General features: G+C 71.6%; 29 protein-coding genes and 1 tRNA gene. 12 read left to right on the top strand and 18 right to left on the bottom strand.

The genetic code is table 11. The features are described 5' to 3' along the window. The first annotated feature begins 104 nt into the window (after window positions 1-104). On the top strand, window positions 105-326 hold the full coding sequence (locus OG729_RS20475; protein ID WP_360872990.1) for a hypothetical protein: 222 nt from the start codon (window positions 105-107) through the stop codon (window positions 324-326). 39 nt (window positions 327-365) lie between these two features. Here the strand turns inward: OG729_RS20475 and OG729_RS20480 are convergent, their stop codons facing one another. The 9 genes from OG729_RS20480 to OG729_RS20520 all read right to left on the bottom strand — a co-directional run bounded on the left by OG729_RS20480 (window position 366) and on the right by OG729_RS20520 (window position 5,625). Beyond that, the gene (locus OG729_RS20480; protein ID WP_405807550.1) at window positions 366-1,136 is read right to left on the bottom strand and encodes a hypothetical protein; all 771 of its coding nucleotides are present in this window, start codon (window positions 1,134-1,136) and stop codon (window positions 366-368) included. 128 nt (window positions 1,137-1,264) lie between these two features. Next, a complete protein-coding gene (locus OG729_RS20485; protein WP_360872995.1) occupies window positions 1,265-2,128 on the bottom strand; it encodes an RNA polymerase sigma factor SigF in 864 nt (287 codons plus the stop codon). A 234-nt stretch (window positions 2,129-2,362) separates the two neighbouring features. After that, entirely contained in the window at window positions 2,363-3,205 is an 843-nt protein-coding gene (locus OG729_RS20490) for an RNA polymerase sigma factor SigF (protein ID WP_404725012.1), read from the bottom strand. A 177-nt stretch (window positions 3,206-3,382) separates the two neighbouring features. Continuing rightward, window positions 3,383-3,676, bottom strand: a complete 294-nt coding sequence (locus OG729_RS20495) for a Dabb family protein (RefSeq protein ID WP_405807551.1) — start codon at window positions 3,674-3,676, stop codon at window positions 3,383-3,385. Window positions 3,677-3,685: 9 nt separating this feature from the next. Then, on the bottom strand, window positions 3,686-3,850 hold the full coding sequence (locus OG729_RS20500) for a hypothetical protein (protein WP_215092471.1): 165 nt from the start codon (window positions 3,848-3,850) through the stop codon (window positions 3,686-3,688). 203 nt (window positions 3,851-4,053) lie between these two features. Beyond that, window positions 4,054-4,138 (bottom strand) — tRNA-Ser (locus OG729_RS20505). A 92-nt stretch (window positions 4,139-4,230) separates the two neighbouring features. Continuing rightward, a complete protein-coding gene (gene tadA / locus OG729_RS20510; RefSeq protein WP_360873004.1) occupies window positions 4,231-4,719 on the bottom strand; it encodes a tRNA adenosine(34) deaminase TadA in 489 nt (162 codons plus the stop codon). Window positions 4,720-4,736: 17 nt separating this feature from the next. Continuing rightward, on the bottom strand, window positions 4,737-5,270 hold the full coding sequence (locus tag OG729_RS20515) for a hypothetical protein (RefSeq protein WP_360873007.1): 534 nt from the start codon (window positions 5,268-5,270) through the stop codon (window positions 4,737-4,739). A gap of 169 nt (window positions 5,271-5,439) precedes the next feature. Beyond that, a complete protein-coding gene (locus OG729_RS20520) occupies window positions 5,440-5,625 on the bottom strand; it encodes a hypothetical protein (protein WP_360873010.1) in 186 nt (61 codons plus the stop codon). 120 nt (window positions 5,626-5,745) lie between these two features. On the opposite strand from OG729_RS20520, the gene upp reads away from it, so the two are divergent. After that, on the top strand, window positions 5,746-6,381 hold the full coding sequence (gene upp, locus OG729_RS20525) for a uracil phosphoribosyltransferase (RefSeq protein ID WP_360873013.1): 636 nt from the start codon (window positions 5,746-5,748) through the stop codon (window positions 6,379-6,381). An 88-nt stretch (window positions 6,382-6,469) separates the two neighbouring features. On the opposite strand, the gene OG729_RS20530 is transcribed toward upp, so the two are convergent. The 4 genes from OG729_RS20530 to OG729_RS20545 all read right to left on the bottom strand — a co-directional run bounded on the left by OG729_RS20530 (window position 6,470) and on the right by OG729_RS20545 (window position 10,240). Further along, window positions 6,470-7,096 (bottom strand): LytR C-terminal domain-containing protein, encoded by a 627-nt coding sequence (locus OG729_RS20530; protein ID WP_360873016.1) that lies wholly within the window; start codon window positions 7,094-7,096, stop codon window positions 6,470-6,472. Between the two features lie 122 nt (window positions 7,097-7,218). Then, a complete protein-coding gene (locus OG729_RS20535) occupies window positions 7,219-7,515 on the bottom strand; it encodes a type II toxin-antitoxin system VapB family antitoxin (protein WP_003955420.1) in 297 nt (98 codons plus the stop codon). Between the two features lie 440 nt (window positions 7,516-7,955). Next, window positions 7,956-9,488, bottom strand: a complete 1,533-nt coding sequence (locus OG729_RS20540) for a M28 family metallopeptidase (RefSeq protein WP_360873271.1) — start codon at window positions 9,486-9,488, stop codon at window positions 7,956-7,958. A 164-nt stretch (window positions 9,489-9,652) separates the two neighbouring features. Beyond that, on the bottom strand, window positions 9,653-10,240 hold the full coding sequence (locus OG729_RS20545) for an HhH-GPD-type base excision DNA repair protein (protein ID WP_405807554.1): 588 nt from the start codon (window positions 10,238-10,240) through the stop codon (window positions 9,653-9,655). A gap of 306 nt (window positions 10,241-10,546) precedes the next feature. On the opposite strand from OG729_RS20545, the gene OG729_RS20550 reads away from it, so the two are divergent. The 6 genes from OG729_RS20550 to OG729_RS20575 all read left to right on the top strand — a co-directional run bounded on the left by OG729_RS20550 (window position 10,547) and on the right by OG729_RS20575 (window position 15,880). Then, on the top strand, window positions 10,547-10,750 hold the full coding sequence (locus OG729_RS20550) for a hypothetical protein (RefSeq protein ID WP_360873022.1): 204 nt from the start codon (window positions 10,547-10,549) through the stop codon (window positions 10,748-10,750). A gap of 20 nt (window positions 10,751-10,770) precedes the next feature. Then, window positions 10,771-13,044, top strand: coding sequence for a heavy metal translocating P-type ATPase (locus OG729_RS20555; protein WP_405811202.1), 2,274 nt, complete (start codon window positions 10,771-10,773; stop codon window positions 13,042-13,044). Continuing rightward, a complete protein-coding gene (locus tag OG729_RS20560; protein ID WP_360873024.1) occupies window positions 13,025-13,528 on the top strand; it encodes a copper chaperone PCu(A)C in 504 nt (167 codons plus the stop codon). Before OG729_RS20555 ends, OG729_RS20560 begins: the two co-directional genes overlap by 20 nt. A 92-nt stretch (window positions 13,529-13,620) precedes the next feature. Next, window positions 13,621-14,256 carry an ATP-binding cassette domain-containing protein gene (locus OG729_RS20565; RefSeq protein WP_405807555.1) on the top strand — a complete coding sequence of 212 codons (636 nt, stop codon included), beginning with the start codon at window positions 13,621-13,623 and terminating at the stop codon, window positions 14,254-14,256. Further along, entirely contained in the window at window positions 14,253-15,122 is an 870-nt protein-coding gene (locus OG729_RS20570) for a metal ABC transporter permease (RefSeq protein ID WP_405807557.1), read from the top strand. Before OG729_RS20565 ends, OG729_RS20570 begins: the two co-directional genes overlap by 4 nt. After that, window positions 15,077-15,880, top strand: a complete 804-nt coding sequence (locus tag OG729_RS20575; RefSeq protein ID WP_405807559.1) for a metal ABC transporter solute-binding protein, Zn/Mn family — start codon at window positions 15,077-15,079, stop codon at window positions 15,878-15,880. The genes OG729_RS20570 and OG729_RS20575 overlap by 46 nt, the downstream gene beginning before the upstream one ends. Before the next feature lie 147 nt (window positions 15,881-16,027). Here the strand turns inward: OG729_RS20575 and OG729_RS20580 are convergent, their stop codons facing one another. Next, entirely contained in the window at window positions 16,028-17,689 is a 1,662-nt protein-coding gene (locus tag OG729_RS20580) for a class I adenylate-forming enzyme family protein (protein WP_405807561.1), read from the bottom strand. Further along, on the bottom strand, window positions 17,686-19,473 hold the full coding sequence (locus OG729_RS20585; protein WP_405807563.1) for a CoA transferase: 1,788 nt from the start codon (window positions 19,471-19,473) through the stop codon (window positions 17,686-17,688). The genes OG729_RS20580 and OG729_RS20585 overlap by 4 nt, the downstream gene beginning before the upstream one ends. Window positions 19,474-19,587: 114 nt before the next feature. Between OG729_RS20585 and OG729_RS20590 the strand changes: the two genes are divergently transcribed. After that, complete coding sequence (locus OG729_RS20590) at window positions 19,588-20,772, top strand: acyl-CoA dehydrogenase family protein (protein ID WP_405807565.1); 1,185 nt, start codon at window positions 19,588-19,590, stop codon at window positions 20,770-20,772. Here OG729_RS20590 and OG729_RS20595 read toward each other — a convergent pair. Both OG729_RS20595 and OG729_RS20600 read right to left on the bottom strand, forming a co-directional pair. Continuing rightward, window positions 20,769-21,683, bottom strand: a complete 915-nt coding sequence (locus tag OG729_RS20595; protein WP_405807567.1) for a sugar ABC transporter permease — start codon at window positions 21,681-21,683, stop codon at window positions 20,769-20,771. The genes OG729_RS20590 and OG729_RS20595 overlap by 4 nt on opposite strands. Beyond that, window positions 21,680-22,957, bottom strand: a complete 1,278-nt coding sequence (locus OG729_RS20600) for an MFS transporter (RefSeq protein WP_405811204.1) — start codon at window positions 22,955-22,957, stop codon at window positions 21,680-21,682. The genes OG729_RS20595 and OG729_RS20600 overlap by 4 nt, the downstream gene beginning before the upstream one ends. A gap of 292 nt (window positions 22,958-23,249) precedes the next feature. On the opposite strand from OG729_RS20600, the gene OG729_RS20605 reads away from it, so the two are divergent. The 3 genes from OG729_RS20605 to OG729_RS20615 all read left to right on the top strand — a co-directional run bounded on the left by OG729_RS20605 (window position 23,250) and on the right by OG729_RS20615 (window position 25,811). Then, entirely contained in the window at window positions 23,250-23,909 is a 660-nt protein-coding gene (locus tag OG729_RS20605; protein ID WP_405807568.1) for a hypothetical protein, read from the top strand. Between the two features lie 143 nt (window positions 23,910-24,052). Further along, window positions 24,053-24,703, top strand: a complete 651-nt coding sequence (locus OG729_RS20610; protein WP_405811205.1) for a sigma-70 family RNA polymerase sigma factor — start codon at window positions 24,053-24,055, stop codon at window positions 24,701-24,703. Window positions 24,704-24,812: 109 nt separating this feature from the next. Then, entirely contained in the window at window positions 24,813-25,811 is a 999-nt protein-coding gene (locus tag OG729_RS20615; RefSeq protein WP_405807569.1) for a GNAT family N-acetyltransferase, read from the top strand. A gap of 168 nt (window positions 25,812-25,979) precedes the next feature. Here OG729_RS20615 and OG729_RS20620 read toward each other — a convergent pair whose 3' ends face one another. After that, entirely contained in the window at window positions 25,980-26,336 is a 357-nt protein-coding gene (locus OG729_RS20620; protein WP_360873054.1) for a PRC-barrel domain-containing protein, read from the bottom strand. Between the last annotated feature and the right edge of the window lie 118 nt (window positions 26,337-26,454).

Consider the following 26,454-nt stretch of genomic DNA (forward strand, 5'->3'; position numbering starts at 1 on the left):
AACACCAAAGGCTTCGCACGCCGCCCCGCATGGTCATGGAGGGTGTGTGTCTGCCACCCGCCCGGGGTTGGGCCTCGACGGAGGGTTCGCTAGGGTCCTGCCCCATGGCACACAACCCCCACGCTCCCCAAGGTCCGGGCCCCGAGGGCAACTACGACCCGGCGGGCAGCACCCAGATGTTCCGGGCCTTCGTCGACGAGGGCGCTCCGCAGGGCCGCCGGGCGGCGGCGCCTGCCCCCCAGTCCTCCTCGCGCGTCGGGCTGATCGTCGGCGTGATCGCGGCCGTCCTGATCCTCGGCGCGGTGGCCTGGCTCGCCCTCGGCTAGGTCATTCACCTTCGGCCAGGACATCCGCCCTCGGCCAGGTCATTTCCATACGGCGGTGACGTCCTGGGTGTCGATGTGCATGCCTAGCGGCACCCGCCAGGCGTCCACGCACACGGTGTACGCCTGCTTGCGTACGGCCTTCGGGGCGATCGGCGCCGGAAGCGGCTGAGTCGACTCGATGGTCGCCCAGTCGATCCCGAGCGGGCCGATGATGTGCGTCGCGAAGGTGACGGTTCCCGAGGTCACGGGCGAGCCGCCGGTGTTACGGAACTCCACGGTCACCTTCTCGCACCAGCGCTTGTCCAGGGCGGTGCGGACGGGCTCGCCGAGCGTGAGCACGGCAGGCGTGGCGGGTGGTGGGGCAGGGCTCGGGGTTGGCGTGGAGGGGGTGCCGGGCGAGGCGGGGCCGCCGGAGCCTGAGCCGCCCGACTCCCCGCCGCCGGTGACGGAGCCGCTCGTACCGCCCGAGGTGCCCCCCGTGCCGCCCGGCGCTCCCGTACCGCCTGAGACCCCGCCCGAGCCGGCGCCTGGTACGCCGGGCAGTCCCGGTCCGCTCGCGTCCCCACCGCTCGGCTTCCCGGGCTCCGCGGGCGGCTTGCCCGCCGGGCTGCCGGGCGCAGTGGCACCGTCCAGCGGTACGAGTACGACCCTGCCCTTCGGCGGCACGGCAGCGGTGGGCGCCTCATCGGGCCCGGATCCGGCTGCCCCGACCGCCACATAGCCGTCGCCGCCCCCGCTTCCGCACGCGGTCAGCGCCCCGCCGAGGCAGAGCGCGACCGCGGCGAGAGCGGTGCTCTGACGTCGTCGCATCGCGCCAGTGTGTCTGACGCACCGTCAATAAGAAACCCTGCGGAGGGGTACGCCCTTCGGTCACATCCTCGATCGCCGGACGGGCCTGCTGCACAGGCCCGTCCGGCGATCGAGGACAAGGAGATCGGTCAGTCGCCGATCAGGCCCTCCCGCAGCTGCGCGAGCGTACGGGTCAGCAGTCGCGAGACATGCATCTGCGAGATGCCGACCTCCTCGCCGATCTGCGACTGGGTCATGTTCGCGAAGAACCGCAGCATGATGATCTGCCGCTCGCGGGGCGGGAGTTTGGCCAGCAGGGGCTTGAGCGACTCGCGGTACTCCACGCCCTCCAGCGCCGAGTCCTCGTACCCCAGCCGGTCCGCCAGCGAGCCCTCGCCGCCGTCGTCCTCGGGCGAGGGCGAGTCCAGCGAGGAGGCGGTGTAGGCATTGCCGACGGCGAGACCGTCGACCACGTCCTCCTCCGACACCCCGAGCACCGCGGCGAGTTCGGGCACGGTCGGAGAGCGGTCCAGCTTCTGCGCCAGCTCGTCGCTTGCCTTGGTGAGCGCGAGCCGCAGCTCCTGGAGTCGGCGCGGCACCCGCACCGACCACGAGGTGTCGCGGAAGAAGCGCTTGATCTCGCCGACGACCGTCGGCATCGCGAACGTCGGGAATTCCACGCCGCGTTCGCAGTCGAACCGGTCGATCGCCTTGATCAGGCCGATGGTGCCGACCTGGACGATGTCCTCCATCGGTTCGTTGCGGCTGCGGAAGCGGGCCGCGGCGTACCGCACCAGGGGCAGATTGAGCTCGATCAGTGTGTCGCGCACATAGGTGCGCTCCGGAGTGTCGCCCGTGCCCGCTTCGTTCGCTGCGTCCAGTGCGCGAAGCCGCAGGAACAGGGAGCGGGACAGAGTGCGCGTGTCGATGGCTTCCGAGCTGTCAGGCACGACGGGTGCGGGTGCGCTCTTGGCGAGCGTGAGCACTTTCGAGCTGCCCTGTTCTACGGACATGCCACCCCCTTGAGGTCGCGGACGGTCGCAACGGCCACGACCATCGGAGGAACGCAGCCTCCACCTGAATACCGGAGGCGGAGCTGCGGCAAACGCGGTTCCCGCAGAATGTCACATGTCGGCAACACGCTGTAGTGACATGTCGACAAGTATCCGGCAAAACTATGCAGGAAACAGGGGGTGTACGGCTTTTGGGCAGCCCGAAGTGGCCCCGAAACGGTCTACCCGTTTCAGCTACGCCTCGATCCTGTTTGCGGATCTGAGTCGGGCAAAACTTCTGGCAAGCAGCCTTGACACATGCATCTGGGAGACACCGAGCTCCTGGCTGATCTGTGACTGCGTCAGATTGCTGTAGTAACGCAGCATCAGGATCCGCTGCTCCCGCTCGGGCAGCTGTACGAGGAGATGGCGCACGAGGTCGCGGTGCTCGACGCCCGCCAGCGCGGGGTCCTCATAACCGAGTCGGTCGAGCAGCCCGGGCAGCCCGTCGCCCTCCTGGGCCGCCTCCAGTGAGGTCGCGTGGTACGAGCGCCCGGCCTCGATACAGGCCAGCACCTCGTCCTCACCGATCTTCAGCCGGTCGGCGATCTCGGCTGTCGTGGGCGTGCGGCCGTGAGCCGTCGTCAGATCCTCGGTGGCGCCGTTCACCTGGACCCATAGCTCGTGCAACCGCCGCGGCACATGCACGGTCCGTACGTTGTCGCGGAAGTACCGCTTGATCTCGCCGACGACCGTGGGCATCGCGAAGGTCGGAAACTGCACCCCGCGGTCCGGGTCGAAGCGGTCGATCGCGTTGATGAGCCCGATGGTGCCGACCTGGACGACATCCTCCATCGGTTCGTTGCGACTGCGGAAGCGGGCGGCCGCGTACCGCACCAGCGGCAGATTGGCCTCGATCAGCGCCCCGCGCACCCGGGAGTGTTCCGGGGTGCCCGGCTCGAGGTCCTTGAGCTCGCCGAAGAGCACCTGGGTCAGTGCCCGGGTGTCCGCGCCCCTGGTCTGCGGTTTTCCGGCGGCCGGAGGGTCGTCGGGCCGCTCGTTCTGGGGTGGCACCTGAGGCGCAGTACTGGCCGGCACGGTCACGCCACCCCTTTGCGGTCAACAACGGTCCACTCATTCGTCAAAAGCGGTCATAGCATCACAAGACATGTCCACTGTGTGCAAGCACCCGATAACACCGTGTTGAGGGCAAGTTGGCACTTAAACCAAAAAAGCCCCCCGCCGTGATGGCGAGAGGCCTGGGGAGCGGGGACCTCAGAACTCGTAGTCGGCGATCACCCACGTGGCGAACTCGCGCCACTGTCCGGCGGCCGCCTGATGGGCCGGATGCTCGATGTACCGCTTCAGCGCATCGCGGTCGGCGACCGCGGAGTTGATCGCGAAGTCATAGGCGATCGGCCGGTCGGTGATGTTCCAGGCGCACTCCCAGAACTCAAGCTCGGGCACCTGCCCGTCCAGCTCCTGGAAAGCCTTCGCACCCGCGACCACACGGGGCTCGTCGCGCTCGACACTCTCATTGAGCTTGAAGAGGACCAGATGGCGGATCAAGGGGCACTCCTAGTTGACGAGCTCGGTCATGAACTCTCCGACGCTCTGCGCGGCGCTGGAAATGCCCTCGAACCCTATCTGGACCAGGTCCGCAGCCTTGGCCGGGGACGTGATGATCGTGTACAGCACGAAGACGACAACAACATAGAGAGCGATCTTCTTCGTTTGCACCATCAGCCCCTGCCTCCCCTGTGACCCCTTTGGCCCCCTGGCCGTGCGTCGCGTGAGTCTAACCGAGCCCTATCGGACCAAGGACAGGGTGATCGGGGCCTTTTGCCGCCCGGGCCGTGGCGTACCCACGCACGGCGCCGCGGCGTCCGCCCGCGCGGCAACGACGAAGGACCCCGACGCGATGCGCCGGGGCCCTTCGACAAGAGCGGTAGCGGAGGGATTTGAACCCTCGGTGAGTTTCCCCACACTCGCTTTCGAGGCGAGCTCCTTCGGCCGCTCGGACACGCTACCGGGAGAGAGCTTAGCCCAAGGTGGGCCGTGCTCTGAAATCCGTATCCGAACCAAGTGGATCAGCGATGGATCAGCGGGGGACGAGCGCCGGATCAGCGGTCGCGGAAGAAGCCGGTCAGCTGCTTTGCGCACTCCTGCTCGAGCACACCGAGGATCACCTCGGGCCGGTGGTTGAGCCTCCGGTCCCGTACGACGTCCCACAGCGAACCGGCCGCGCCCGCCTTCTCGTCCCGTGCCCCGTAGACCACCCGGTCCAGCCGGGACTGCACGATCGCGCCCGCGCACATCGTGCACGGCTCCAGCGTCACGACGAGCGTGCAGCCGGACAACCGCCACTCGCCGAGCTGCGCGGCGGCCCTGCGGATCGCCAGCATCTCGGCATGCGCTGTCGGATCGCCGGTCGCCTCGCGCTCGTTGTGCCCGGTGGCGAGCACCGTGCCGTCCCGGGACAGCACAACGGCACCGACCGGCACATCGCCGGACTGCACCGCGCGCTCGGCCTCCTCGAGGGCGAGACGCATCGGCGCCTCCCACGGATCCCGTATGGGATCGGGCACAGGATCAGGCATGGGTACGTGCATGGGTACGGCCGAATTCACTAGCGGACGGTCTCCAGCACCTCGGCGGCGCCCAGCGACTCCGCGATCTCCAGCAGTGCGTCCGTGTCCAGTGCCAGCAGCTCCTTCTCCGAAAGTCCGAGGTCCATGAGGATGTCCCGGTCACCGACGGGCCCCGCCGGCACCAGCTCGCCGGCCGGAGACGACTCGGCGTCCTCCTCGTCGTCCTCGTCCGGCTCTCCGTCCTCGGTGCCGTCGAGGTCCAGCGTGTCGAGATCGTCGGCCGGGTCGTCATCCTCCCCGCCGAGCAGTTCATTGGTGAGGATCTCCCCGTACGAGGAGCGGGCGGCCGCGGCCGCGTCCGAGACGAAGATGCGAGGGTCCTCCTCGCCCTCCACCCGGACGATGCCGAACCAGGCGTCCTCCTGCTCGATGTAGACGAGCACCGTGTCCTCGTCAACCGAGGCCTCACGGGCCAGGTCGGTCAGATCCGACAGGGTCTCCACATCGTCGAGCTCTGTGTCGCTCGCTTCCCACCCGTCTTGAGTGCGCGCGAGCAGTGCGGCGAAGTACACCGTGACTCTCCCACTGATCAGAGGTGTGACGACCGGCGGTGCGTTCCTGTGCGCCCCGCCCACTCGGAATCGTGGCAGAAACCTGGGCTTTGCGAGAGGTCTTCCGTCGTTGCGTCGGCCATCAGTTCTTCCAAGGACCTTCTGGAAGGATCTGTCATCAGCGGACCTGTTACCAGCGGAAGGTGCGCATGCGCATCTGCTGGCGCATCCGCGCCGCTCGGGCCCGCCGGGGCTGGACGCGCTCGCGCAGGGCTTTTGCCTCGCCCAGTTCGCGGAGGAACTGGGCGCGTCGCCGCCTGCGGTCGGCGTCGCTCTCGGTCTCCGGCTCGTACTGCTCTGCATCTGGGTCCGGCATCGGCCACTCACCACCCCACGGCTGAGTCCGTATTCCCCCTCGGCCCTGCGGCCTGGGGGGACCCCCTCCACCTTCCCTCCGGACCCGTCCTTGATGCGACCCCCGGCTACTGTTGGCGACATGCGGATCCATGTCGTCGACCACCCGTTGGTGGCGCACAAACTCACCACTCTGCGCGATCAGCGCACCGACTCCCCGACCTTCCGGCGCCTGGCCGACGAACTGGTCACCTTGCTCGCGTACGAGGCCACCAGGGACGTACGCACCGAGCAGGTGGACATCAAGACCCCGGTCACCGGGACGACGGGCGTCAAGCTCTCGCACCCGCGCCCGCTGGTCGTGCCGATCCTGCGGGCCGGCCTCGGCATGCTCGACGGCATGATGCGTTTGCTGCCGACCGCCGAAGTGGGCTTCCTCGGAATGATCCGGAACGAGGAGACGCTGGAGGCGTCGACGTACGCGACGCGGATGCCGGAGGACCTCTCGGGCCGCCAGGTGTACGTACTCGACCCGATGCTGGCCACGGGCGGCACGCTCGTCGCGGCGATCCGGGAACTGATCAAGCGCGGCGCGGACGATGTGACCGCGGTGGTCCTGCTGGCGGCGCCGGAGGGCGTCGAGGTGATGGAGCGCGAGCTGGCGGGGACGCCGGTGACGGTGGTGACGGCGGCGGTCGACGAGCGGCTCAACGAGCACGGCTACATCGTGCCGGGGCTCGGGGACGCGGGCGACCGGATGTACGGCTCGGCGGACTAGGTCCGGCCGGACAGGACCTCAAGCCTACGGTTGTTCTCCATCGCCGGACGGGCCGGCATTCGGCGCGACCGGCGATGGAGGAGTGGCGTCAGCACTTTCCGGAGGGCTCCGGTGCGGGCTTGGCCAACGTGGCCAGCGCCGCGTCGGAGTCCTGCTTCGGCGCCAGGGTCGTGAAGGCCGTACCGAGAATCAGATCGACGTCCGCCGTCTTGCGGGCGTCGGTCTTCAACTGGCTGCCCCGGAGCTGCGTGGCGAGCACGCGGAACGCGCCCTGCTGCGCCTCGGGGCCGCCCAGCAGTATCCCGGCGCCGGGCACCTTCTTGTCGTACGCCTCCGGGGCGTTGCCCACCTTGCCGATGGCGAAGCCGCGCCGCTTCAGCTCGTCGGCGGCAGCCTTGGCGAGTCCGCCGCGCGGGGTCGCGTTGTAGACGTTCACCGTGATCTGGCCGGGCTTGAGCGACACGGGGGGCAGCGCGGACGGCTTCGGTGCGGCTTTGCAGTCCGCCTTGCGGGCGGCCGCGGACGACTTTGTGCCGTCGCCGGTGAAGACGTCGATGAGCTGCAGTGTTCCCCACACGGCCAGGCTGAGGGCGACCACCGCGGCGACGGCCGCCAAAATGATCCTGCCTCGCCGGCGAGGGCGTCGCATTCGTGGGTATCTGTCGCCCGTGATGCGGTACTTTCCGCCCATGCCGGGGGGAGTGAGCATGCTCATGGGCGCAGCGTAGTGCGGCCGGAAGCCGATGCCTACTAAATGATCAACCGATTGCGTCCGTAGGGTCCCGAAAAGGCCCGAAAGGCTCAGTCGTCGAGGCGGCCGCGGACCGGTGCCCGGGCTCAGCCCAGTTCGAGGACCCGGGCGTGCAGGACCTGGCGCTGCTGCAGTGCCGCGCGCACGGCGCGGTGCAGACCGTCCTCCAGATAGAGGTCGCCCTGCCACTTCACCACATGGGCGAACAGGTCGCCGTAGAACGTGGAGTCCTCGGCGAGCAGCGTTTCCAGGTCCAGTTGGCCCTTGGTGGTCACGAGCTGATCGAGGCGGACCGGGCGCGGCGCGACATCCGCCCACTGCCGGGTGCTTTCCCGGCCGTGGTCGGGATACGGCCGCCCGTTACCGATGCGCTTGAAGATCACACGGAGAGCCTACCGGGCAAGCGGCAGTCGGCGCAGCCAAGCAGCGGCGGTGCAATTCCGGACAAAATTATGCAGAACCGGAATAGAGACCGCCATGAGCGCAAGCGAACAGCCGGCGATCGCGCCGGAGACCGGGGTACCCACCGCCACACCCGCACCCTCGTCCCCATCCGCGACTGCTGCCTCGTCGGCTCCCGCCGCGATGCGGGCGGCCCCCGGGACCGGGTGGGGACGGGTGTCCACGGGCCCTGCCCGCGCCGGCTTCGCCGCGCGGTGCGGCGTCATGGGCAGCCCCCTGCTCAGCGGTGGGCCGGCCCGCGGTGCGGGTGGCCTGCCGCAGGGCCGCCGGCGGCCGTAGCGTCCGCGGCGCGGGGCCAACCGGCAAAGACGTGGCCGCCCGCGGGGCCGGGTGGCCCCGCGGGCGGTCGAACAGCGCGGGGCTACTGAGTCACGTCGTGGTCGTGGCCCTCGTGCAGGCCGCCGCCGCTGCCCGCGTCGCCGTTCGTCGGGACCGACGTCACAGGCTTGCGCAGCGAGCTCAGGTCATGGGCATACGTGCCCACCGCATTGGCGATCACGCCGATGTTGACGGCGAACGCCTTCATGTTGATGTTGCTCAGGTTGTCGCCGGCAGCGTGGTAGTTCACGTCGTACGCGACCCCCGCCGTGCCGCCGAACTTCGCCGCCTGGGCCGCCGTCTTGATGCCCTCCGCGCCCGTGAACGTGCCGCCGGAGGGGATGCCGACCTCGATGAACGGTCCGTAGTCGGAGCGGCCCGTGAAGTCCGTGCCCTCGTGCGGGGTGCCCCGCTTGTCGAGGAACTCGTTGATGTCGCGCTCGAGTTGGGCCGAGCCCGCCGGGCCGGGGCCCGCGCCCACGTGGTCCGAGTCGTCGCCGTCGTAGACGAAGAGCCCGTAGTTCGGCGAGGCGATCATGTCGAAGTTCAGGTAGAGCTTGATCTCCTTCTTGCCCAGCGAGCTCAGCTGCGCGACATACGCCTCCGAGCCGAGCAGGCCGTTCTCCTCCGCCGACCACCAGGCGAAGCGGACCTTGTTCGCCGGCTTCGACTTGGACTTGGCGAGCTCCTGGGCGACTTCGAGGAGTCCGGCCGAGCCCGAGCCGTTGTCGTTGATGCCGGGGCCCGCGGTCACCGAGTCGAGGTGTGAGCCGAGCATCACGGTGTTGGCCGCGTTGCCGCCGCGGGTCTCCGCGATGACGTTGTTGGTGGAGCGCTGCTGCTGGAGCTGGCGGATCTCGAAGGAGATGTTCACCGGGCCCTTGGCGAGGTCGGCGACGAGCTTTTCGCCGTCCGCCTTGGTGACTCCGCCCGTCGGTATCCGGCCGGTGGCCGGGTCGCCGAGGGTGCCGGAGAGCGCTCCGTCGGTGTTGTTGTAGATGACCGCGCCGACCGCACCCGCATCGGCCGCGGCCGCCTGCTTCGCGCCGAAGGTGCAGCCGCCGCGCTTGATCAGTGCGATCTTGCCGGTGAAGGTTCCGGAGGCGTAGTCGGCGGGCTCGCAGCCCGTGGTCGCATCCTCCGGCACGGCGGCCAGATCGGCCTTGATGCCGCCCACCGGAGTGGACTTGGTGTAGGTCATCGCCTTGATCGCGACATCGCGGGGCGCGGGCGAGATGACCGAGAGCTTCTCGGCCTGCGTCTCGGTGTAGAGGAACTCGAACCGCTGGTACGAGACGTCGTAGCCGTACTTCTTGAGCTGCTGGTAGACGTACGCCGCGGAGGCGTCGTGCCCGAGCGTGCCGGCGGCCCGGTTGCCGTCCGTCGTGTCGGCTATCTGCTGGAGCTTCTGCAGGTGCTTGTACGCGTCCTTTGCGGACGACTTCGCCACCAGCTTCCTGGCGAGCTTCGCGGCGTCCTTGGCCGCCTGCTCGCCGGGGTTCTGGCGGGCGGCGGAGGGGGAGGCGGATGCCAGCAGGAGCGGGGTCGCGAGTGCGGCGGCAGCCATGGTGGCCACGGCTCTGCGATGGGTTGCCTTCACAGAGTTCCTTCCCGGTGTGTACGAGGTTGAGGGGAAGTTAGCGATCTTCGGGAGCTCTGTGAACAGTTGTGCCTCAACTCACGGCACATTTACGCGCATTGACATCAGGACGTGACCCATCCACTTCAACACGCCAATTTTCAGGCCTTTTTGGCGGCCTTCGCGGCGCGTTTCATCTCCTGCTTGTGCGCGCGCACCTTGGCCAGCGAATCGGGCCCGGTGATGTCGGCGGCCGAGCGGTACGAGCCCTTCTCGCCGTACGGGCCGGCCGCCTCGCGCCAGCCCTTGGGCTGCACGCCGAACTGCTTGCCGAGCAGCGCGAGGAAGATCTTCGCCTTCTGCTCGCCGAAGCCGGGCAGCGCCTTCAGCCGGGCAAGCAGCTCCTCGCCGGTCTCCACATCGCGCCAGATGGCACTCGCGTCGCCGCCGTACTCGTCGACGACGTACTGGCACAGCTGCTGGATCCGCTTGGCCATGCTCCCGGGATAGCGGTGGACGGCGGGCTTCTGCTTCAGCAGCTCGGCGAAGGCGTCCGGGTCGTACGCGGCGATCCGGGCGGCGTCGAGGTCGTCGCTGCCGAGGCGCTGGGCGATGGTGTACGGGCCGGAGAAGGCCCACTCCATGGGGACCTGCTGGTCGAGCAGCATGCCGGTCAGGGCGGCGAGCGGACTGCGGCCGAGCAGTTCGTCGGCCTCGGGCTGCTGGGCGAGATGCATCGTGGGGCTCATGCCCTGAATGATCACCCGGTCGCCGATGGGTCGCCAGTAAGCCCGGCCGTGCGGACGAGTCCTCACCTCGTGATCGGGTCGCCGGGGCGGCGGGCGCGAGCGGCGGGCCGCGGACTTGCGGCCTTCGGACTGCGTTGTGGACTCGACGGGATCAACGGCCCGGCCGGCATCCCACCGTCGGGTGAGCCTGGGTGAGCCCTCACGTAGTCGGGCAGCCACCCCTCGGGGTTCCCGGCCAGGGTGCCGTTCTTCCTCACAGCGCCCGGGGGTTCGTCCGGCGTCAATACCCCCGTACGGTATTGGCTCATGAGGACTTCCCGGCTACCCGTGCCCCCGGCCCTGCTGGGGTTCATGCTCCTGGTGCTCGCCCTGACGGCCCTCTCCTACGCCGTGGGACGCGCCGTCGGCCCGGTGGCGCCCGGGCTGCACCGCACCGAGGAGCCGGGGAGCCCGGGGCCCGAGGATTCCGGCGGGATGCCGGGCATGCACGGCATGGGGGAGAGCCGGTGACGGACCTGCTGATCGGCGGCATGACGTGCGCGGCGTGCGTCGCCCGCGTGGAGAAGAAGCTGAACCGCCTCGACGGGGTGAGCGCCACGGTCAATCTGGCGACCGGTCTCGCCCGGATCGCGCATCCGCCGGAGGTGAGCGCGGACATGCTGGTCTCGACGGTGGAACGGGCGGGCTACACCGCGCAGTTGCCCCCGCCCGCAGCCGATGAGGAGCCCGGCGACGCGGAGGAGGAGCGGGCCACAAGCCGCGAACGGCTGCTGATCACCGCGCTGCTGGCGGTCCCGGTCCTGGTCCTGTCGATGGTCCCGGCCCTGCAGTTCGACTACTGGCAGTGGCTCTGCTTCACCCTCGCCGGGCCGGTCGTCGTGTGGAGCTCCCAGCCCTTCCACACCAGGGCGCTGAGGGGCCTGCGGCATGCCACGGCCACCATGGACACCCTCGTCTCCCTCGGTGTGATCGCGTCCTTCCTCTGGTCCGTGTACGCCCTGTACTTCGGCGGCGCGGCCGACCCCGGCATGAGGATGCCGTTCAGTCTCGTGCCGAGCGCGGAGGGCGGCACCGCGCATGTGTACCTGGAGGCCGCGGTCGGCGTCCCGCTGTTCGTGCTCACGGGCCGCTATCTGGAGGCGCGCGCCAAGCGCGGCACCGGTTCGGCGCTCCGGGCGCTTGCCGAACTCGGCGCGAAGGACGTCGAGTTGAAGGGGGGCGGCAGTTCCCAGGGGCGCCGCCTCCCGGTGTCCGAGCTGCGCACCGGCCAGGAGTTCCTGGTCCGGCCGGGCGAGAAGGTCGCCACCGACGGTGTGGTGACCGACGGCAGCTCCGCGCTGGACCTCTCCCTGGTCACCGGCGAGTCGACGCCGGTGGAGGTGGGGCCGGGCTCCCGCGTGGTGGGCGCGGCCGTGAACTCCGGCGGGCTGCTCGTCGTCCGCGCCACCGCTGTCGGCGCCGACACCCAACTGGCCCGCATCACCCGGCTGGTGACTGACGCGCAGGCCGGCAAAGCACGCATGCAGCGGCTCGCCGACACGATCGCGGGCGTGTTCGTCCCGGCGGTCGTGACGGTGGCGGCGTGCGTGCTCGGCTTCTGGCTCGGGGCCGGCGCCGACCCCGAGGCGGCCGTCACCGCGGCGGTCGCCGTCCTGGTCGTGGCCTGCCCGTGCGCGCTGGGCCTGGCGACGCCCACCGCATTCCTGGCGGCGACGGGCCGCGGCGCGCAGCTCGGCGTGCTCATCAAGGAACCGGGGGCGCTGGAGCGGCTGCGCCGGGTCGACACGGCGGTCTTCGACAAGACAGGGACGCTCACCACGGGCCGTATGACGCTCGTCGAGACGGCCGTCGCCGACGACTCGCCCACGGCCCCGACGGCGCTGCGGCTCGCGGCCGCGGTGGAGTACGGCTCCGAACACCCCATCGGGCGGGCCGTGGTGGCCGCAGCGCGCCAGCAGCCGGGCGGTGACGCACTGCCCGGCGTGAGTGACTTCCGGGCCGTGCAGGGCGAGGGCGTGCACGGCGTGGTCGAGGGCCGGAAGGTCTCCGTACGCCGTCCACGACCCGGCCTCACGCTGCCGGACGCGCTGCGGGCCGGGCTGGGGCGCGCCGAGGAGGCCGGGCACACCGCGGTCGTCGTCGAGATCGACTCCCGGCCCGTGGCCCTGCTCGCCGTCGGGGACACCCTGCGGCCGTCCAGCCGCGCGGCGGTGACCAAGCTGACCCGGCTCGGCATCGAGCCGATCCTGGTGACCGGCGACGGACAGGCGGCGGCGCGGGCGGTGGCCCGCGAGCTGAGCATCCGTACGGTCCATGCAGAGGTCACCCCCGAGGGCAAGTCCGCACTGGTCGCCGCCCTGCGTGCCGAGGGACGCCGGGTCGCGGTGATCGGCGACGGGGTCAATGACGCGGCCGCTCTCGCCTCGGCCGATCTCGGCATCGCCATGGGCAGCGGCACGGACGCGGCGATCGGAGCCGCCGACATAACTCTCGTACGGGAGGACATGGCCGCGGTCGTCTCGGCGGTCCGTCTCACCCGCCGCACGCTCGCCACCATCCGGGCCAATCTCGTGTGGGCCTTCGGCTACAACGCGGTCACCGTGCCGCTGGCCGCGACGGGCTGGCTCACCCCGATGTTCGCGGCGCTCGCGATGTCCGCGAGCTCTGTCCTGGTCGTCGGCAACAGTCTGCGGCTGCGCGCCCAAGAGACCCGACCGCGCAGTCGGCCGACACGTCCTGACGGCCTCGCCGGCCGTCGCGCCACCGGCTCCTGGAGGGGCTCCGATGACCTCAGCCTCCGCTGACCCAGACGGGACCGGGGACGCCATGGCGGCGGCCGTCCTGGTTCCGGTCGGTGCCTGCGTCGTGACGCTCGCCCTGCTCGTCGCCTATGTGGCGAGCGGCGCGGCCGGCGCGGCCCCGGCAGAGATCACGGTGACCCGCGCCCGGCTCGTCCAGCCGATCGCGGACCGGGACACCGTGGCCTACATCGACCTGCGCAACACCGGTGGCTCCGACGCCATGCTCGTCTCGGTCACGGCACCCCTGCTCGGCTCGCCGACCATGCTGGCCCGCGACGTCGAGTCCGGCGGGGCGGGCCGGATGGAGGAGGTGCCCGAGCTGAGGATCCCCGCGGGCGGTGAGGTGAAGATGTCCCCGGCCGTGGGCGATGTGATGGTCGAGTCTCCGCCGCCGCTGGAGCTCGGCGAGCGCGTCGAGTTCGTCCTGCGCTTCAAGGACGGGACCACGGTGCGGACGCAGGCGGTGGTGGTCAGGACCGGGGGCTGACCCTTCAGGGAGATCCTGGCCGGCCCGGGAACTGACGGCACCTGCCGTCCGACTCCTCTCCCGTGACCTGGGAGTTGGGAGCGGGAGGTGGAATGGGCGGGCTTGACCTGCGGATGCGCCAAGTGGGCTGCCGGCACGGCCGCGTGGACGCCGTACGCGACGTCGATCTCGATGTCGCGGCAGGCGAGCACGTGGCGCTGACCGGCACCAACGGCTCCGGCAAGAGCACACTGCTACGGGCCCTGCTCGGCCTGCACCGCGCGGTGGACGGTGAGATCGGCGTCGGCGGGCGGCAGGCGCGCACGGCCGCCGAGTGGGCCTGGCGTCGTCGGGCGTGTGCCTGGATTCCGCAGAAGCCCGCGGCCGGGCGGTTTCCGCTGCTGGCAGGGGAGTTGCTGGCGAGCAGCGGCGCAGTGGCGGATGCTCTGGACGCGGCCGGGAAGCTGGGCGTGGGGCGGCTGGCCGACCGGCCGCTGCACACCCTGTCCGGCGGCCAGCTGCAACGTATGCATCTGGCGCGGGCGGTCGGCTGCGTCGCCGCCGGGGCCGGGGTGCTGCTGGCCGACGAGCCCACCGCCGCGCTCGACTTCGCCGGTCAGGAGGAGGCGGCCGACCTGCTGCTGTCGCTGCCGGTGACGTTGGTCGTGGTGACGCACGACCGGGCGCTCGCCGACCGCTGCGAGCGGGTCCTCGAGATGGCCGCCGGGCGGCTGCGGGAGGCCGTATGACTCTCGCCACCGCCGACATCGGCGCCCTGCTGCAGCTCGTCCCCGTACAACGGGCGGGCGCGGCCCTGCTGCTGGCCGCCGTCGGACTGCCGATCGTCGGCGTCGTGATCGTCGGGCTCGACATCATGCCGGTGCGCTTCGCGATGATGCATGTGGCGCTGCTGGGAATCGCGGTGGGGCTGCTGACCGGCCTCGACCCCATGCTGTGTGCGCTTCTCGCGTGCGCGCTGGCAGGCGCCTCAGTCGCGCCGCTCGCCCGCACACCGGACGGACTCTCCGGTGCGATGGGCCTCCTGATGAGCCTGGCGATCGCGGCGGCGCTGCTGGTGCTCGCGGTCTCGGGCGCCAATGCCGCGGGTGCGTTCGCGCTGCTGTGGGGGTCGATCCTCTCGGTCACCGCCGCCGACCTGTGGCTGCTCGGGGCGCTCGCCGTCCTGGTCCCGGCCCTGTTCTGGTGGCGGCGGCGCGACATCGCCCTGCTGCTGTACGACCGTGAACTCGCCCTTTGTTCAGGAGTGCAGGCCGCACGGCTCACCCTGATCCTGCTCGTCCTGGTCGCCGTGGCGGTCGCCGGCGCGATCAAGCTGACCGGCGCGCTGCTGGTCGACGCGCTGACCCTGCTGCCCGCGCTGGCCGCCCGCCGTCTGGGCTCCTCACTGAAGTCGATCAGCGCCTGGGCCGTCGCCATCGGTGTCGCGGTCAATACGACCGGCTTCCTCGTCGCTCTCTGGCTGGACCTGCCGCCAGGCCCGGTCCTCGTCCTGACGGCGGGGGCCGTGGCCCTCGGCGTCCATCTCGTACCCGAACGGAGAACCCGCCCATGGCGCGCAACCGCGTCCGCCTCGCATGCCTCTTTGCACCACTGACCGCCGTACTGCTCCTCACCGCGGGCTGCGGCAGCTCGGACGCCGAGTCGAGCGACGGCGGGCACGCTCACGACGGGGCGCCGGTGGTCGTGGCCACCACGACCTGGGAGGGCGCCTTCGCCAAGGCAGCGGGCGCGAAGGACGTGAAGGTGATCGTCCCCAAGTCGGTGCAGCACGCGCCCGACTACGACCCCAAGCCCTCCGACCTCGCCGCTGTCGCCGAGGCCGACTTCGTCCTCTACGCGCCCTTCGAGCCGTACGCCGAGAAGATCAAGGAGGCCGCGGGCTCCGACGCCGAGCTGGTCGAGGTGAACCTCGACAACGACGCCGACAAGGCCACGGCCGAAGTCGCCCGGCTGGGAAAGCTGTTCGGCACGGCGGACGCGGCGGCGAGCTGGCAGAAGACCTTCGGCACGCAGTACGCAGGGCTGCAGCGGGAGTTGAAGGCCGCATGGCCGGGCGGCAAGGCCCCGGCCGTCGTCACCCAGGTCTTCACCGCGTGGTCGGCGAAGATGGCGGGCGTCAATGTGGTCGGGACGTACGGGCCCGAGGCGGTGACCGCGAAGCAGCTGTCCGGACTGTCGGCGAAGAAGCCGGCGCTGGTGCTGGACAACGCACACATGTCGACGGGGACGGTGCTGCCCGACTCGGGCGCGAAGCAGGTGAAGATCGTCAACTATCCGGGTGACGACCTGGATCTGCTGCCGGTGTACCGCGCTGCGGCGGCTGCGGTGAAGGCGGCGATGGCTGGCGCGTGACCCGGGGCTCGCCCCGGATCCCGGCCTCAACGCCGGACCGGCCGGCATTCCGCCGGACGGCTGAAGCACCTGGGGCTCCGCCCCAGCGCCTCAATCGCCGGCGGGGCTTGTTTGCAAGCCCGTCCGGCGATTGAGGACGGACCGGGGTCAGACCGCCTGAACCAATGGTTCCCCCGTGAGGGACCTTCGCAGTGCCGTGCGGTCCGGCTTGCCCGCGGGAGTCAGCGGCACCGCGGTCAGCACCAGCAGCCGCTCCGGGTGCTTGCGGCGTTCCAGACCCCGCGCGTCGAGGTGGGTGCACAACTCGTCCAGCGTCGGCGGCACATGCCCGTCCCGCACGACCACACAGGCCGCAAGCCGCTCCCCCATCAGCGGATCGGGGACGCCGACGCACACCACGTCCCGTACTCCCGGATGCGCGGCCAGTTCGATCTCGACCTCGGCCGGGCTGATGTTCGCGCCCCCGCGGATCACCACGTCCTTCAGCCGGCCCACCACCCGTAGCGCGCCGTCCTCCCCCAGGATGCCGAGATCTCCCGTACGCACCCAGCCGTCGGCGGTGCGGTAGCGGGCGTCGAGCTCGGGCGCGCCCACGTAGCACAGCGGCGTCATCGGGCCGCGGGCGACGATCTCACCGACCGCACCCGCGGGTGCCTCCGCCGGCTCGTCGCTGCCGGGGACGGTGATACGGATGTCCGCGACCCGCGGGTCCGGATGTCCCGCGAGCACCCCGGGCCCCTCCACCGGCACGGGCGGATCACCGAGCCCCGTATGGCAGTTGACGCCGTCCGCCGACCCGTACAGGTTGACGACCGGGCAGCCGAAGGCGCGGCGGGCCTCTTGCGCGGTGGCCGCGTCCAGGACGGAGCCGCCCAGCACCAGCGCGGTCGGCGGCGGCAGTTCGCGCGGCTGCTCGGCCAGGTGGTCGAGCATCATCCGGATCATCGTCGGCACGCCCAGCACATGCGTCGGCTCGTGCTCGGCGATGGCGTCCAGGGCGGCCGCGGGCGTGAAGTGGTCGAGCAGCACCAGGGTTCCGCCGTGCCGGGCGAGCGCGACCGCGGTGCCGTTGCTGCCGAAGGCGGAGGCGAGCGGGACCAGGAAGAGGCAGCGCGGCGGCTGCCCGTCCTTCATCAGGGATGCCAGGAAGTTGCCGCGGCCCCCGGCCAGCGCGTTGTGCGAGTACGCGATCATCTTGGGCTCGGCCTCGGAGCCCGACGAGACCAGGATGCGTACGGCGGAATCGGGGTCCGGGCGGGCCGGGACGAAGGCGCTCGCGTCGGTGCGCAGCAGCTGGGAGAGCGGCAGGGACCCGCCGGGCGCCGTGCCGGACCCGGCGGCGATCACCGTACGCAGCGCGGGCAGTTCACCCGCGAGCTCGACCAGAGCGGCGGCGGGCCGGCAGCCCCGGTGCTCGATGGCGGCGATCACGGCGACCGCCTCGGATCTGCCCAGCAGCGAGGCCGCCTCGCGCCCGCCGCGGCCGACCGGGAAGGGCAGCGCGACAGCGCCGATCGCGGCCAGCGCGAGATCGGCGATGACGGCGTTGCGCCCGCCGGGCAGCTGTACGCCGACCACATCGCCGGGGCTTATGCCCAGGGCGGTGAGGCCGGCGGCCAGACATCGCACCTTGCGGTCGAGGGCCGTGTAACAGAGCTTCCCCTTGGCGTCGATCACCGCGGTGCGATGCAGATCGGCGATCTGGCGGGCCCGGAAGAGGCTGTAGACGTCGAGGTCGGGGCAGGTGCCGTCGACGGTCCAGGAACGGCGCAGCTCGGCGGGCAGCAGGTCGTGCAGTGCGACGGTCACAGAAAGCTCCAGGGGTCGGGAACGGCAGGGGCACCGTGCGCGTCGCGGCTGATCGAGCCGCCGAAGCGCGGGTCGTGGTGCAGGCCGGCCAGGTCGGCCGTGACAGGCGTCGCGGACAGGCCGTGTGTGCGCAGCTGCGCCAGGGCCTCCACGGTGGGAAGCCCGCGCAGGTCGTAGGCGGCGGCCGCGGGCGCGCACGTGTCGGTGGGCGCGATCCAGCCGTCGGCGGTGGGCAGGGGGCGGCGGAAGCCGGCGGGCCGGCGCCCGTCCCCGCCCTGTGCGAGACGGCGGAGCGCGGGCGCGGTGAGGACGTCGGCCGCGCCGAGGAGGGACGAGTCGACCCGTACGCCGTTACCGGTGCGCTCCCGCAGCAGCAGCCCGGCCAGCACGGCTTCCGCGCCGAGCAGTCCGCCGAGCACATCGAGCAGGGTCATCAGCGAGGGCGCGGGCGGTTCACCGGCCGGCCGGACGGCCTCGCCGACGCCGGTGCGGGCCTGCACCATGAAGTCGGTCCCCATGGGGGCGCCGGGCAGCCGGTTCGCCCAGCCGCTGGTGTACGCATAGACGAGCGCGGGGTTCACGGCGGCCAGGTGTTCGTGGTCCAGGCCGAGTTCGGCGGCTTTCCCGGGGGCCCAGTTGTGCAGAAAGACGTCCGCTCCGGCCGCCGTCTCGCGCAGCCGCCGCCGGTCGGCGGCGGACTTGATGTCGACCTCGACGGCCTTCTTGCCCCGGTTGAGGGCGAGCCAGCGCGCGGAGATCCCGGAGCAGGCGGGCGGCATGCCGCGCAGAGGGTCGCCGCCCGGCGGTTCGATCCGGACGATCTCGGCGCCGAGCAGGCCGAGCAGATGGGCAGCGAGCGGTGCCTGGATGCGCCGTCCGGCCTCCAGGACGGTCAGCCCGGCGAGCGGCCCTCCGGCGAGCTGCGGACTGCCCGCGGTGGCGCCCGATGGGTACATCGCTTCGTACGGGACCAGGTTCCACGGGGGCGCATCGGGGATGCCCCGATCGGCCAGGGACCGCAGGGGGCACACCTGAGCGCCGGAGACCCCGGCCGCGTGCCGGATCCGTTCCCACTCGATCTGCCGGACCGCGATGTGCAGTGCCTCGGGGAACGGTGCGCAGGCCGTGGCGTACCGGAACTGGAAGGGCCGCCAGCCCGCCCGTACCGCCTTTTCCGGAGCACCGAGCACCCGCCAGAACGCCGCCCAGGCCCCCGGGTCCAGGGTCTCCAGTTCGAAGACGGTCCCGTCGGCCGAGGTGAAGGGCGGCCCGCCGGGGGCGAGTTCGGCCGCCTCGCCCTCGTCGGCGCCGGCTGCGGCGAGATACTGCGAAACGGCCAGCAGCCCCGCCCGGCTCGCGCTGGTCGACACCTGCGCGACCTGCCCGCCGCGCGCCTGGGCCAGCAGGCCCGCGAGCACTCCCTGCACGGTCAGCACGCCGGTGGCGGTCGCGGCGTAGTCGGCCGCGATGCCGCGTGGCCCGCCGTCGCGCCTCCCGTGCACGGCCATGATCCCGGTGGCGGCCTGCACGGTGGCCTCGTCGGTGAGGTCGGCGCCCGCATCCGACCATGCCGTCCGGGCGACGAGAGGGGCGAAACCGGCACCTTCGACGACGAAACCGGATGTCTCGGTGTCATCCGTTGCGGCGCCCAGCAGCCGCAGATGCTCGGCCACGTGCCCGGCGCCCGGACCGCACGGACCGCCTCGGCCGCCCGGCGGCCCCGCGGCCTCCGCCCGCAGCCCGTCCAGTGGCCGGACCGTGCGCGTGGTGGCTGGTGATGCCATGCCTCTCCCCTCCCCGAAGCGGTGGGAACCCGGGAGCCCTCGCACCCGACAGTTCCGTGTGAGAGGCAGTCGGACAGTCGTTCCCATGGGTTCCCGGAAGGCCGGAGGAAAGTGGTGCAGGGCGAAACGCCGGCGGTGGCCGGACATCCCGAATGTCCGACCGACGTACGGGAGTTGAGGGACCGGGTCGCGGACTTCGTACGGCAACGAGTGATGCCCCGGGAGCCGGTGCTCGACCGCGGCGGCCCGGCGGCGACGGCAGCGCTGCGCGGGCTCCAGCGGGAGGCCAAGGACCAGGGCCTGTGGGCGCTGCCCCTTCCCGCCGAACTCGGCGGCCAAGGGCTGCCCCTCCTGTCGTACGCGCATATCGCCGAGGCCGAGGGCGCCAGCGACCACGGTCCTGCCGCGCTCGGCTCCGCGCCCCTGCTGGATGTGCTGATGCTGCGACGGCACGGCAGCGCCCGGGTGCGCGACCTCTGTCTGAAGCGGCTCGTCGCCGGGGAGCTGCGCACCTCGTACGCGATGACGGAACCCGAAACCCCCGGCACCGACCCCTTCCTCACCGAGACCGCGGCGACGCCCTCGGCCGACGGCAACTGGACGGTCAGCGGCCGCAAATGGTTCACCAGCGCGGCCGCCGACGCCGATCTGGTGACCGTCCTTGCCCGCACGGACGGCGCACCGCCCGACCGCGAAGGCCTCTCCCTGCTGCTCATCGCTACGGACTCGCCGGGCTTCCGCGTGGTGCGCGAACTTCCCGTGCTGGGGGCGGGCGGCCAGTGGGAGATCGCCCTGGACGAGGTGGCGGTGCCGGGCGACCATCTGCTCGGCGAGCGCGGCAAGGCCCTGGCGATCGCCGGGGAACGGCTGCAGTTCGGCCGTACCCTGCGCTGTCTGCGCTGGCTCGGCCAGGCGAGGCGCGCCTTCGAGCTGATGCGCGAGCGGTCCCTCACCCGCACCCGTTCGCGCGGGCCGCTGGGTGACCTCCAGCTCGTCCAGCGCCACATCTTCGAGTCGCTGCTCGCCCTGCGCACGACGCGCCCGCTGGTGTACGAGGCCGTGGCGCACCTCGCTGCGGGACGCGACGCACATGTGGAGGTGGGCCTGGCGAAGGTGGCGGCGGCCCGGATGCTCCAGCAGGTCGCGGACGCGGCGATCCAGGTGCACGGCGCGGCCGGTCTCGGCCCCGACACTCCGCTGCCCGGGCTCTTCCGCACCGGCCGGACGGCGCGGATTCTGGACGGCCCGGACGAGCTGCACATCACCTCGGTGGCACGGCGGGTGCTGCGAAAGTCCTAGACGGCGTGGGCGTCGACGAGCCCCGTCAGCACCGCAAGACCGAGGGCGAGGAAGAAGTCGCCCCACACCAGCTCATGCCGCATCCCAACGCCTCCGCCGAGGTCATAGCAGCCGTCCAACAGCGCGCCGCTGTCCGCCAGATGTACGCGCACCAGCTCCTCCAGTACCGCGGTGGCCCGGTCGCGCTGCCCGAGTTTGAGCAGCGCGACCGCAGTGATGGCCGCGGCGGACGTGTCGAGCGGCCCGTCGGGATGCTCCTCGGTGGCGAGCGGAACATGTCGCGAAGGCGTCAACTCCGTCGCCGCACCACGAAGATCGGGCACATCCAAGCACCGCAGTGCGTCGGCCACCGCAAGCAGCAACCAGGCACGGCCACGGCTCCACCCGGGCGCGCCGAGTTCCAGATGCGTGCGCAGATGGGATTCGGCCGCTTTCGCGTTCACCGACGCGAGCAGTGGCACCATGCCCGGTGCGCCGTCCACGCGCGCCGCGAGCCGGGGGCCGCCGAAGGCCGAACCCCAAGGGACGAGGCCGAGTTCATGGTCGTACGCATCGAGGCAGGCGCGTGCCGCGCGCTCTCGCAGCGCCACGGATCCGGCGTCGTCCGCGAGGGCGGTGCCGTACCAGAGGATCAGCCCACGGGCGGCGGTGTCGGCGTGGACCCAGTCGGTGAGCCGTGCGGTGCACTCGGCCGCGGCCTGCCGGTCCGATGCGTCGCCGGAGTGGAGTGCCCGCAGCCACAGCAGCCCGGCCCAGAACCCGCCGGTCCAGGAGCCGCGCCGGGTCGTCGTCCAGCGCCCGGACTCCGGATCTGCGAACAGCGGGAAACGGTCGGCGACTTCGGCCCGGGTGACGGCGATCCGGTCGAGAACTCCGGCCAGGGCGCGCCCGGCCCACTGAGGCGCACTCATGCGCGTGCCTCGCGCCTGTCCCGTACGGCCCAGCACAGCGCCACCGCACACGCGCCCGCGAACTCACCGGCGACCAGCAGCCACCCGGGTCCGTAGTACCCGGACTCCGCCAACAGGCCGAACAGCGGGGGCCCGACGGCGAATCCGGCGAAGAACCCCGCCGAGACCAGCGCCGAGTCCGCTCCCGCCCGCCCGGCAGCCGCGCGCTGCATGACCAGCACCATCGACACCGCGTTGGCGGCGACCGCGAAGACGCCGACGGCGACCGCCGCGACCCATGCCAGCGGGTGGACGAAGGTCGCGCCCGCGAGGAGCAGCGCGGCCCCGACGGAGCCCGCGGCCAGCCCGCCGGGCAGCCAGACCGCACGACCGGGCTGCCCGGCCACCTTCGACCAGCCGACGCGGCCCGCGACGCCCGCGATGCCGAGTACGGCCACGAGCGCGCCGGCCGCCGTGGGGCCGAGGCCGAGCCGCTGAGCGCCGTACAGCGCCAGGTACGTGTTGACGGACGCGATGCCGCAGCCGAGCAGCAGTGAGAAGACGGTGAGCCAGGCGATCGCACCCCGCGGCACCAGCGAGGAGCGCGGCCCGGAAGCGGGCGAGGTGCCGGGTTGGGAAGCGGGCGAGGTGCCGGGTTGGGAAGCCGGCGGGGAGCCGGGCTCGGAAGCCGGCGGGGAGCCCGGTCGCGGCCCGGATCCTTCGCTCGGGCGGGGCCCGGACCCCTGGCCCGGCTTCGGCGACGGCCCGCCGACCGAGGCTTCGGCGTCCACGGGCAGCACCCGCGCCGCCCACACCGCCGCCACGACCGCCGCGCCCGCCGCCGTCCACACCGCGACCCGCCACCCCGCGACCCCGGCCAGCGCCGCGAGTGGCAGCCCGGCGGCGAAGGCCCCGAGTTGTACGCCGGACTGCTTCATCCCGGTCACCGAGCCGCGCCGCTCGGGCGGCACGGTGGCCAGGATCGCCTTGTTGGTGGCCGGGTTGGCGAGCGCCTGCGGCAGCCCCCCGAGCGCGACCGCCGCCAGCAGCAGCCCGATGCCGGGCGCGGCACCGATCAGCGCGAGTGCCACGGCGGAGACCAGCAGCAGCGCGACCAGACAGCGGCGCGGTCCCACCCGGTCGACGACTCGGCCGCCGACCGGCGAGAGCACGGCGGCCGCGCCGAAGCCGATGGTCGTGGTCAGACCCAGCAGGGTCGGCGACACGTCGAGCTCGTTCACGAGACGTGGGCCCAGCGCTCCGAGCAGGAACAGCTGCATCATGGAGAAGGCCATGGCACAGGTCAGCAGCGCCGTGGGCGTACGCGCCGGGCCATCCGTCGGGCCGCCCGTCCGGCGGGGCACACCAGCTGCGGCCGTCTCCTTCTGCTCCGCTGTCCCCACCGCTGCGTCTCCGTTTCCTGGCTCCCCCGAAAGTCACCCGGGCCGTGCCAGGAGTCGTTCGCGGCGGCCGCCAAGTTCCCGGGAATTTCTATGGCTTGAATCACCCGTCGTCCCTTGAGCCTCGCTCGGGAAGTTCCGTACCCACCCTTGAAGTGCACGAGCCGGATGCAAGGATGAGCCCGCCATGAGTGCTGGACGGGGTGTGCGCGCGGTACGGGCTGCGGTGTTCGCGGCTGTCTGTGTGCTGCTCGCAGCCATGGGCCACGTACTGATGTCGCAGACGGGCGTCCCCTGGTGGGCAGTGGCGGCCGGAGCGGGCGTGAGTGGCGGCGCGGGGTGGTGTCTGGCCGAGCGGGAGCGCGGTCTCCTCCCGGTCGTGGCGATCACGATGGCCATGCAGGCGGCACTGCACACCGCGTTCTCGCTGGCGCAGCCCGTACCGGCGACGCACGGGCACGGCGCCGCGCCCTCGATGGCGCACGACATGGGTGCGATGCACGCCATGGACGGCATGAGCACCATGCCGTTGTCACCGACCTCGCCGATCTCACTGACCTCACTCACCTCACCGAACTCCTCGGCCGGAATGCTCGCCGCCCACCTGCTGGCCGCGCTCCTCAGCGGCCTCTGGCTCGCGTACGGCGAGCGGGCGGCGTTCCGGATCCTGCGCGCCGTCGCAGGGTGGCTGGCCGCACCGTTGCGTCTGCCGGTCATCGTCCCCGTGCTGCCCGGCCGCCCGCGGATCCGCGTCCGTCGCGTCCGTCGCGTGCGTACGCCCAGGCAGCTGCTGCTCGTTCACGATCTCACCACTCGGGGTCCGCCCGCGGAGACCGCTGTCAGCTGACAGCCGGCTCCCCGGCCGCGCCATGGGGTTCACACCTCGGCGGTCCGGGCTCCGGTCGCGCCTTCGCGTGGCCGTACGACTCACCGGTTCCACCGGATTCCCGAGAAGGACACCAGGCGATGAACGCTGCCCTGCCCTCGACCATGCCCAGGCCGACCACCCCTCGGCCGACCGTGCCCCGGCCCACCACGCCCCGGCCGAACGCGACCCGATGTACCGCCAATCCGCACGACGACGCGATCACGGCGTGGGCGCTCGCCGCCCGCGGTGGCGACCCCCTGGCCGTCGAGCAATTCGTACGCGCTCTCCACCGCGACGTCCGCCGGTACGTCGCCTACCTCAGTGCCGACCCGCAGGCGGCCGACGATCTGACCCAGGACACCTTCCTCAGGGCGCTGGGCAGCCTGCACCGTTTCGAGGGCCGCTCGTCGGCCCGCACCTGGCTGCTCTCGATAGCCCGCCGGGCGGTGATCGACAGCCTCCGCCACACCGCCGCCCGCCCGCGGCTCGCGGACACGGACGACTGGCAGTCCGCCGCCGAGCGCGCCCAGCACCGGAACCTGCCCGGTTTCGACGACGGCATCGCCCTCGCCGAGCTGCTGGCGACGCTCCCCGACGAGCGCCGTGAGGCCTTCGTCCTCACGCAGTTGCTGGGCCTGCCGTACGCCGAGGCGGCCCTGGTCAGCGGCTGCCCGGTGGGCACGGTCCGCTCCCGCGTCGCCCGCGCCCGCAGCTCCCTGATCGGCCTGCTGCACGATGCCGAGCGCCCCGCCCTGGCGTGCTGGAGCGGCTGACAGCCGACGAAGGCGGGCCCCATCGCCCTGCGGCGCTGGGGCCCCGCACTCTCAACAGGCCGGCTGTTATCGGGTCGTTGTCGAGCGCCCGCCCTGAAAGAGTGACGGCATGGACTCCTCCTTCGCGATCGCATCGCTGCCGCAGCTCACACCCGCACAGGCCGAAGCCTGGCAGGAGGTGGTCGCCGCATCGATGGCCCTGGACCTGCCCGGTGTACCGCCGCCCACGGCCGAGGAGTTGTACGCCCGTCTTGCGGGCAGCCAGCTGCGCAGCCGAGTCCTCACCTGGCTGGCCACCGGACCGGACGGCCGGGTCGCGGGTGTCGCCTCGCTCCGTCTGTTCACCGGAGTCGGCCAGGGCCATCTCGCGGAGGCGGAGCTGTATGTCCATCCGGACCTGCGGAAGAGGGGCATCGGATCGGGGCTGCTGAGCGAACTGCTGGCCGGGGCGTCGGCGGAGGCCCGTCGCACGGTCATCACTCAGACCCCGGCGGACACCCCTGCCCAGCGCTTCTGTGTGAGCCGCGGCTTCAGCTCTGCTCTGACGCTCGATCATCTGATCCTGCCTCTGAGCGAGTTGGACCCGGACCGTCTCGACAAGCTGGCCACGGCAGACGACCCCGGCTACCGCCTCACCCGGTGGCGCGGCACCGTCCCCGCCGAACTCGCCCCCGCCTTCGCGGCCGCCAAGTCCGCGATGAACGACATGCCCATCGGTGAGATCGACTACGGCACGGTCGGCTGGGACGCCGACCGGGTCGTCAGGATGGCCGAGGTCGTCGCGGACCGCGGCGATACGCTCCTGACCGTCGCCGCGCTGCACGACAGCGACATGGCGGGCTTCACCGAAATCGTGATCCCGGGCGGCACCGGTCCCCGAGCCCAGCAATACGACACGGCGGTGGTCCCGGCCCACCGCGGCCATGGCCTCGGCGTCCGGGTCAAGGCGTCGATGCTGCAGTGGCTGCGGGCGGAGCACCCGCACCTCACCGAGGTCGAAACCGACAACGCGACGGACAACACCCACATGCTCGCGGTCAACGAGCAGCTGGGATTCCGTGCCTACCGCCGCACCCATGAGTACCAGCTGACGCTCCCCACCGCCTAGTCGGCGTTCACGTCACGGGGGCCCTCCGCCACCGCGCCGATGAGTCCCAGAACGACGGCGACGAGAAGCAGGAACAGGAAGATCGCCATGCGCGCACACCTCCACGGGTGCGGTGCTCCGGAGATCGACGGGAAAGCAGCGGGAGATCGGCGGGAGATCGGCGGGCGATCAGCGGCGCGCGAGCTGTCGTTCGCCGTTGGCGCCCGGCCGGTAGGCCATGCCGTAGTGCTTGAAGATCGCTTCCTCCCGCTCGGCGGGCAGGATGTCGTCCGTGCCGATGGACGGGGCCTGCCTCACCAGTGCCTTCGCGTGCGCGACCTTGACGTATCCCGGTCCCAGCATCGCCTCGTCGAGGGGGACGAAAACCAGGCGCTGCCGGGTGGGCAGGCCGGTACGGACGGTGGCCATGGCGGGTTGATCGGTGGCGGTGTCCACGTAGATCGCCTCCAGCGCGCCGATCTTGCGCCCCTTCGGGTCGACGACGTCGCGGTCGCGCCACTCGCGGATATCGGCTGAACGAATCATTCCCTGCTCCCTGCCACGCGCCGAAGGTGACACAACGACCCCGGCGTATACACACCGGGGCCGCCCTTCCGGGCCGCCACACGTGAGAGTGCACGACCCATTCATCATGTTATGACCG

It is taken from the genome of Streptomyces sp. NBC_00210, assembly GCF_045160975.1.
Taxonomy (GTDB): Bacteria; Actinomycetota; Actinomycetes; order Streptomycetales; family Streptomycetaceae; genus Streptomyces.